This window comes from uncultured Eudoraea sp., from assembly GCF_947258525.1.
Taxonomy (GTDB): Bacteria; Bacteroidota; Bacteroidia; order Flavobacteriales; family Flavobacteriaceae; genus Eudoraea.
Map to the genome: position 1 here is coordinate 33,052 of NZ_CAMYIP010000057.1, position 8,633 is coordinate 41,684.

Annotated in this window: 8 protein-coding genes; 7 read left to right on the plus strand and 1 reads right to left on the minus strand. The window is 36.7% G+C overall.

Annotation, left to right across the window (positions count from 1 at the left end):
• The first annotated feature begins 89 nt into the window (after window positions 1-89).
• Entirely contained in the window at window positions 90-440 is a 351-nt protein-coding gene (locus Q0X89_RS04460) for a hypothetical protein (protein WP_297691545.1), read from the plus strand.
• An 81-nt stretch (window positions 441-521) separates the two neighbouring features.
• Here Q0X89_RS04460 and Q0X89_RS04465 read toward each other — a convergent pair whose 3' ends face one another.
• The gene (locus Q0X89_RS04465; protein WP_297691547.1) at window positions 522-1,652 is read right to left on the minus strand and encodes a Gfo/Idh/MocA family oxidoreductase; all 1,131 of its coding nucleotides are present in this window, start codon (window positions 1,650-1,652) and stop codon (window positions 522-524) included.
• Between the two features lie 150 nt (window positions 1,653-1,802).
• On the opposite strand from Q0X89_RS04465, the gene Q0X89_RS04470 reads away from it, so the two are divergent.
• From Q0X89_RS04470 to Q0X89_RS04495, 6 genes are all read left to right on the plus strand, one after another.
• Window positions 1,803-3,290, plus strand: coding sequence for a carboxypeptidase (locus Q0X89_RS04470; RefSeq protein WP_297691549.1), 1,488 nt, complete (start codon window positions 1,803-1,805; stop codon window positions 3,288-3,290).
• A gap of 217 nt (window positions 3,291-3,507) precedes the next feature.
• Window positions 3,508-4,368 carry a hypothetical protein gene (locus Q0X89_RS04475; protein ID WP_297691551.1) on the plus strand — a complete coding sequence of 287 codons (861 nt, stop codon included), beginning with the start codon at window positions 3,508-3,510 and terminating at the stop codon, window positions 4,366-4,368.
• Between the two features lie 158 nt (window positions 4,369-4,526).
• Window positions 4,527-5,219, plus strand: a complete 693-nt coding sequence (locus Q0X89_RS04480; protein WP_297691553.1) for an SGNH/GDSL hydrolase family protein — start codon at window positions 4,527-4,529, stop codon at window positions 5,217-5,219.
• A gap of 60 nt (window positions 5,220-5,279) precedes the next feature.
• Window positions 5,280-6,452, plus strand: a complete 1,173-nt coding sequence (locus Q0X89_RS04485; protein WP_297691555.1) for a Gfo/Idh/MocA family oxidoreductase — start codon at window positions 5,280-5,282, stop codon at window positions 6,450-6,452.
• Window positions 6,453-6,472: 20 nt separating this feature from the next.
• Window positions 6,473-7,480, plus strand: coding sequence for a glycosyltransferase (locus tag Q0X89_RS04490; RefSeq protein WP_297691556.1), 1,008 nt, complete (start codon window positions 6,473-6,475; stop codon window positions 7,478-7,480).
• A 162-nt stretch (window positions 7,481-7,642) separates the two neighbouring features.
• Window positions 7,643-8,633, plus strand: a 991-nt coding sequence (locus tag Q0X89_RS04495) for a BatA domain-containing protein (RefSeq protein ID WP_297691558.1), incomplete at its 3' end; no start/stop codon positions are given.

Genomic DNA, 8,633 nt, shown 5'->3' on the forward strand with positions numbered 1-8,633 from the left:
CCTTATTTCTGCTATAACAACCTAATCGCAATTTTAAGGTTCTTATGGGAAGTCTATATTCCTTTGAAATAGAAAAAAATTATCTGGTAATGACTATTACCGGAGATTATTCTTATGAAGATTTTATAAAGTATCCTAAGATCATAAGAAACGAATGCCTTAAAGAAAAAAAATATAAAATTTTGGTGAATGTGATTGACGTTGTCAAAACCAAAATACCTCTTGTTGAACTATTTTTTCTGGGTGAACACATTGCAAATGTTTTAAGGGGTCATATTAAACTAGCCCTGGTCTGGGATGGGGAAACTCATAATAGATTTTTAGATAAAGTAGCCAATAACAGGCGCGCATTGATTCGCACTTTTTTGTCTGAAGTAAATGCCAAAATATGGTTAAAGCACGATCACGAAGATGAGCCTTTTTTAGAGATTAATTCCTAAGTACTATTACCTAATACCTCCAATAAATTGGTATCATTTCCTTTTAAGAATTGTTATTGAATGTTGTTAATTGAATATTATTTACAGACCCATAGCGCCCAATTTCAATTCAATTTTTGAATTTCCCTTTGCTATCGATTCGTAAATGGTTTCCACAATAATCATATCTCGCTTGCCCATTTCGCCAGGAGCAGCATTGGGCGCATCATTTAAAATATGGCGAGCAAAATCATCCATCTGTAATTTTTGCTGGCGCTCATGAGGGAAACTCAAATCTCCGCTTGAAGTTTTACCTGCTAAAGGTCCATACGAACTGGCAGGATTCAATTCAAACCACCCATTATCACAACTGGCATACATTCTGTTTACATTCGTGTTATGTGATGTCATGATATTACCAAATGCTCCACTTGAAAATTCGAATTGTGCAGTGATAGTCTCATCCGTATCCTTAAAATATTCCGGTCTCGAACTAAATTCCTGAGCTGTAACAGAAATTGGGTTCTCTCCAGTACCGTAAATTGCACTTTGAATCGCATAAACCCCCATGTTCAATAATGCGCCACCGCCTGAAAGTGCTTTGTTTAATCGCCATTGATCCGGATTACCTCCAGACCGGTAGGCCGCTTCAGCAGATATATACTGCACATTTCCAAAAACCTTTTCGTCTACCAATCGCTTTATTTCCTGAGTATATGGCTCTGAGTGCAGACGGTAACCCACACTTAATTTCACATTCGCTTTTTTACATGCTTCAATTATAACATCACATTCCTCTACGCTAATAGCCATTGGCTTTTCGCATATAACATGTTTTCCTGCTTTAGCAGCTCTAATTGAGAAATCGGCATGCATAGAATTTGGAAGTACTACATAGACTATATCAATAGAATCATTAGACACAATGCTATCAAAATTCTCATAATTATAGACATTTGCTTCAGGGATATTATACTTATCCTTCCAAATCTTTTCTTTCTCAGGAGTACCGGTAACTATACCGGCCAAATAACATAATTCACAGTCTTCTAAAGAAGGTGCCAATTGATAAGTACTATAGCTACCTAATCCTACCAGAGCTACGCCTAATTTCTTTTTTTCCTGTTTATTTCCGCCCATTGCACAAGCCAAAGGCATCCCACTCAGAAGTGTAACGCCACCGATTCCTTTGGAAAGTGTTTTATTAAAAGTTCTTCTGGAAATGTTTTTCATTTTCTTCGTTTTAGTTGTAAGAATTCGAATACTTCTATGCTAAATCTAAAGATAGTGAACAAATTGCTATTCTTTTTTATCTTACTATTGGCTATAAACTGAATTATCATCCAAATTCCATATTTTAGGACTTTCTAAAACTAATCAAGAATGAAAAGATTAATCCCAATTTCCCTTTTGATACTATGCTTTAATCCCGCGTTATCTCAAAATCGAAAATTACCCATAGATACTACAATCACTACCCAGCACAATGTAACCAGTAACGGTATTACATTTTCATATACGGCAAAAACCGGTACTCAACCGGTCTGGGATGAATTAGGAGAGCCTATTGCATCATTGCATTACACCTACTATACCCGTAACAATGTAAAGGACAGGGCTAGCAGGCCCTTGCTGATATCTTTTAACGGCGGACCAGGATCTGGCTCAGTTTGGATGCATTTGGCATATACTGGCCCACGAATTTTAAAGATTGATGACGAAGGGTATCCTGTTCAGCCATATGGAGTAAAACAAAACCCTTATTCTATATTGGATATAACAGATATAGTTTATGTAAATCCGGCAAATACGGGTTACTCACGTACCATTCCGGAAAGTGGCAAAGATGTAGACCGTAGTAAATTTTTTGGAATAAATGCAGACATAAAATATCTGGCAGAATGGCTGAATACCTTCGTTACCCGCAATAACAGATGGAGCTCCCCAAAATATATTATTGGTGAAAGTTATGGCGGGACAAGAGTTATGGGGTTGGCACTTGAACTCCAAAACCAGCAATGGATGTATTTAAATGGGGTAATTATGGTTTCCCCGGCAGATTACAAAGTAATTCGCACTGGCGGCCCTGTAAGCAGTGCTTTAAATTTGCCCTATTATACCGCGGCTGCATGGTATCAGAAAGCTTTAGATGATAAACTTCAGCAAAAGGATTTACTCGAGATTTTACCAGAATCAGAGGCATATACAATTAATACAGTAATACCGGCCATAGCCAAAGGAGGTTTTATCAGTGAAGAGGAAAGAAATTCCGTAGCTGAAAAAATGGCTTATTATTCCGGGCTCACTAAAAAGGAAATATTAGATCATAATCTTGTAGTGCCAACTTCTTATTTCTGGAAAGGATTATTAAGAGACCGCAGTGGTTATACCATTGGTCGGCTGGATAGTCGGTATTTGGGGTTAGATAAGCAAATTTCGGGTTCTGAACCAGATTATAACTCTGAACTAACTTCCTGGCTGCACAGCTTTACACCCGCAATAAATTATTATCTTCAGGAAGAACTTCAATTTAAAACAGATATCAAATACAATATGTTTGGTCCTGTACGGCCATGGGACAACAAAGAGGATAATACGAGAGATAATCTGAGACAGGCCATGGCACAGAACCCTTATCTGCACGTTTTGGTACAGTCCGGATATTTCGATGGTGCCACTACATATTTCAATGCCAAATATACCATGTGGCAGATCGATCCCAGTGGCCGTATGAAAGACAGGTTTGATTTTAAAGGTTATCGCAGTGGACATATGATGTATCTCCGCAAAGAAGATTTGGAAAAAGCCAATTCTGATATTAGAAGTTTTATTGAAAAAACCATGTCGAAAGGTAAGTCTGCCAAGTATTAAGTCAACAATACTCATACCGCTTTTATAATAACCTTAAACGAGAATTTTTTAACTCTCTTACTGAATTATTCAGGAAGTTTCCTAACTGATGAATCTTTATTCATTGTCCTTTTTTCTTTTTTAGTTTTCGACAAATGGCCTATTCTCCCATACTTTTATGGTCACATAAGCGTTAAAAGAACATACAAATGTGATTAATAAACAAATCTTTAACGTTATGAAAAATTGGAGAGTATACGGCATATCAGCCATAATTGCCTTATTTTTTACAATTTCCTGCGAGAAATCTGATGATACTATAGATGCGGCTAATAGCCTGGCTTTGCCACTTTACGAGTCTATGGCAATAGACTTTAGCGATTTTACCGATGATTCAAACTCAGGTAAAAGTACTGCACTGGTTTATAATGATAAAGCCCCCAATGGCAATTGGTTTTTTTCTCAAATTGTCGTGGGCGTCTGGAATTCAACCCTTTTTACAACCCTTGCCGTTCCGGTTGCATCTTTCAAATCTGCTTTCGCACATTCTCCTGAAGATTTAGGAGATAATATATGGCAATGGACCTACCAGGTAGATGGCTTTACCAGTCAATATACTGCCCGTCTTACAGGGGAAGTAACAGGTGAAGAAGTTCTATGGAAAATGTATATTACAAAGATTGGAATTGGAGCTTTTGAAGAATTTTTATGGTTTTCCGGAAGTTCTGCAATGGATGGTAATAGCGGATTTTGGATATTAAATCAAAGTCCGGAAAACCCTGTAGCTATGCTGAGAATAGACTGGGAACGAACTAATGACGAAATTGGCAATATTAGATATACCTGGGTTAGAGAACTGGATGAACAGGAGAATGATGATATGTTCAAAGACAGCTATCTTGAATACGGACTTCAGGATGGTGATTTTGACGCCTATTTTAACGCCTATGCTTATGACAGTAACAGGCAGGATTTTAGTGATGTAAGAATTGAATGGAATAGAGAGACCTTTGTGGGAAGAGTAAGGGCCTTTAACTATTTTGAAGATGAAGAATGGCATTGTTGGGATGGTAATGGTGAAGATGTTCCATGTGAATAATTAGACCTATTAATTAAATATAGAACCCTGCATTAAATGCGGGGTTTTTTTATTCTTTGTATCCCTCCAATCCTACATGCACATAGAGTTGTTAAGTTTAGCTATTTATATTTATAACATTTTGTACCTTTTGAAGCAATATAATATAACTGTGTATTATGATTTTAAACAATTTCAAGAACATTTTAGTACTCTGCCTATTTTTTACGTACTCCATTTTAGGTGCCCAGGATTGGGCTCAACTTGAACACTTCAGCTCTGCTAATAAAGAACTCCCCGATATTAAAACCAATGAAAATCGTGTTGTTTTTATGGGAAACTCTATTACAATTGGTTGGTCTCATCACCAGCCGGAGTTTTTTGAGGGTAAACCTTATGTGAACAGAGGAATCAGCGGACAGACAACTCCTCAAATGCTGGTAAGGTTCAGACAAGATGTAATTGATTTAAAGCCCAAAGCAGTGGTTATCCTGGCAGGAACCAATGATATTGCGGGTAACACGGGGCCATCTACTTTGGAGATGATTGCACATAATCTAATGTCCATGGCCGAATTGGCGGAAGCCAATGGTATAAAAGTAGTTTTATGCTCTGTTCTGCCTGCTTATGATTATCCCTGGCGTAAAGGACTTAAACCAAATGAAAAGATTCCTGCACTAAACAATATGATAATGGCATATTCCGAGCGTAAAGGTTTTGTATACCTGGATTACTTTTCAGCAATGACCGATGGTAATAATGGCCTGCGACAAGATCTTGGCAGTGATGGGGTTCATCCAAATAAAAAAGGATATGAGTTAATGGCTCCATTGGCAGAAAAAGCCATAAATGATGCATTGGCCAGGGAATAGTTACATTTTTATTTACTTTATAAAAATCAACTTCAAATTATAAATAGCACTTTAAGCACCATGGTTAGATACCTGCTGACTTTCACATTTGTATTAGCTTTCTCTGTATTGATCGCACAAGGAAGTAATGCAAATGAATTGAAAATGATTGAGGTTTCCGGATTTAAAAGTGGTATTCAATCCAAAACACTTAAAGTAGGGGTCATTGGTTTGGTTCATACCCATATGCACTGGATTTTGGGAAGAGAGAACCGTGGAGATATTGAGATTGTAGGAATTGTGGAACCTAATAGAGACCTGGCCGGTAAATATGCAAGGCAGCATGGATTTTCTATGGACATAGTCTATGAAACGATGGAAGAAATGATAGAGGAAACTAAACCGGAAGCTGTGACTGCATTTAACACAATTTATGATCATCTGAAGGTTGTTGAATATTGTGCTCCAAAAGGAATCCATATTATGGTAGAGAAACCGCTTGCTGTTAATTGGAAGCATGCCAAAAGGATGATTGAATTAGCCAAGAAGCACAATGTATATCTATTAACAAACTACGAAACCTCATGGTATGCAAGCAACCATGCCGCATACGATAGTGTATATAATTCTAAAAAAATAGGTGAGATTAGAAAAATTGTATTCCATACCGGACATCAGGGACCAATAGAAATAGGTTGTAATCCTGAGTTTTTGGAGTGGCTCACCGATCCTGTCTTAAATGGTGGTGGAGCCTTGACAGATTTTGGATGCTACGGTGCGAATTTGGTCACCTGGCTTATGAAAGGAATCGAACCAATAAGCGTTTCATGCACACTACAACAAATTAAACCACATCTTTATCCGAAAGTTGAGGATGAGGCCACCGTAGTTCTTACCTATCCCGGTGCACAAGTAATTATCCAGGCTTCATGGAATTGGCCGCAAAATGTGAAGGATATGGAGATTTATAGCAATTCAGGTTATATTTTTTGTAAGAATAGTGTGGATATGGAAATTCTCGCAAAGGGAAATAAGCAGAGTACTAAAGTTAAGGCCATTCCTTTGCCAAAAAGCCTAAATGATCCATTCGCATTAATGCAGCAGTTGGTTAAGGAAGGATATGTCTTGCCACCATTTTCACCTTCCAGTATTGAAAATAATGCTATTGTTATACAAATCCTGGAGGCTGCTAAAATTTCTGCTAAAAATGGATCTACAGTATTTTGGAATGATTTTATGAAAACAATAGAATAATTGCTCCAATTGCGCTTTTAATGAAAAATCATCTTGTTAGCATACTCATCCCATTCAAGAATACTTCTGAATTCCTGCCGGAGTGTATTGAATCTATTATATCGCAGAATTACCAAAACTGGGAAATAATTGCAGTAGATGATCACTCCTCAGATAACAGCAAGATTATTCTTGAGCATTATTCATCTGCGGATACAAGGATAAAAGTACATGCCAATAAAGGAGAAGGTATAATTTCAGCACTTAGAACGGCCTATAATTTAAGCAAGGGAGAATATATAACAAGAATGGATTCTGATGATATTATGAATCCAAATAAATTGAAAATCCTGGCTTCGGGATTAGAAAAACATGGAAAAGAGCACGTAGCTATAGGTGGTGTTCAATACTTTTCTGACCGTGGAATAAGCAATGGTTACGAGCGATATGAAAGATGGTTGAACAAGCTTACCTCCCAAGGAGCTAACTACTCTGAGATATATAAGGAATGTGTTATCCCCTCCCCTTGTTGGATGGTCCACAAAGAAGATCTAGAGGATTGTGGAGCTTTTGAACACGATAGATACCCAGAGGACTATGATCTTACATTTCGCTTTTATGAAATGGGTTTACAATGTATTCCCTGCAGTGAGATATTACACCGTTGGCGCGACTATGACACCAGAACCTCAAGAACCAGTGAGCACTATGCACAGAACTATTTTTTACATTTAAAACTTTATTACTATTTAAAACTTCACCACGATAATAACCGGCCTTTGACAGTTTGGGGAGCAGGGAATAAAGGAAAAAGTGTTGCGAAGGATTTGATAAAACGCAAAATCCCCTTCTATTGGTTATGCGATAACCCCAAAAAAATAGGTAAAAATATTTATGGTCAGGAATTAAGACATTTTGATTATTTGCATAAATTGAAAAGACCGAAAAGTATAGTTACTGTTGCCAATGAAGAGGCTCAGGAAATAATTAAAAATTTCTTTATGAATTTGGGGCAATACCCTATGATCGATTATTATTTCTTTTGTTAAGGAACATATTCATCGACTAAGTTTTAAAGAGTTTTAGACGGATAAGTACGCCCAAATATTAAATGTGTTTTTATATGTTACTTGAAATCCTTCCCAATTTTGTCATAATTCCTAGGCTGTTTCTTCTCAATACTTTATATATTTGTCAAATCAAATTTGGGAATGCTGTTTAAATATCCGGAACTCCTTTGGGCCTTTTTTCTGCTTCTGATTCCCATATTAATTCACCTCTTTCAGCTTCGGAGATTCAAAAAAACTCCATTTACCAATGTAAAGCTCTTACAAAAAGTAGTTGCGCAGTCTCGCAAAAGCAGCGAGATAAAAAAATGGCTTTTACTTATCTCAAGAGTATTATTACTTTCAAGTTTAATACTTGCTTTTTCTCAACCCTATTTGGCCAATGAATCAGCCGCATACGAGAAAGAAACAGTAATCTACCTTGACAACTCGTTTAGCATGCAGGCTAAAACAGACAATGGAACATTGCTTCAGGATGCTGTCCAGAAATTATTAAAAGATCTGCCCAAGGATAAGACATTCAATCTTTTTACCAATGACAGGGTTTTCTCCAACACTACCCTACCCGATATTCGCAATGATCTTTTGACTCTTCCCTACACCTATAATCAACTGGAAATTAAGGACATACTTCTTAAAGGGAGAAATTTATTTAGCAAAGATGAAAACTCAATTAAGTATTTGGTGTTGGCTTCTGATTTTCAAAACAGAAAAGCTATTGAAGTATCCGATACCCTTGGAAGTGTCCAAACTTTTTTGGTTCAATTAAAGCCCGAAAATTATTCTAATACGGTATTGGATTCAGCATATATAGCCAAAGTAAATCCAACTACTATAGACCTCTCTGTGAATTTAGCTACTACAGGAAAATTGGCAACTATCCCTGTTTCATTATATAATGATGGTAAGTTAATTGCTAAGACAGCTGCAATTTTTGATGAAAATAGAAAATCCAATATCATATTTACCTTACCTTCTGATGAAGTAATAAAGGGTAGAATAGAAATATCAGATGTTGGATTGCCATATGATAATCAGTTGTTCTTTAATATTAACCAAAAGGATAAAATCAAAGTATTATCCATAAGTGAGTCGGATAGTGAATTTTTAGAAAGAATCTTTTCCGATTCCAGAA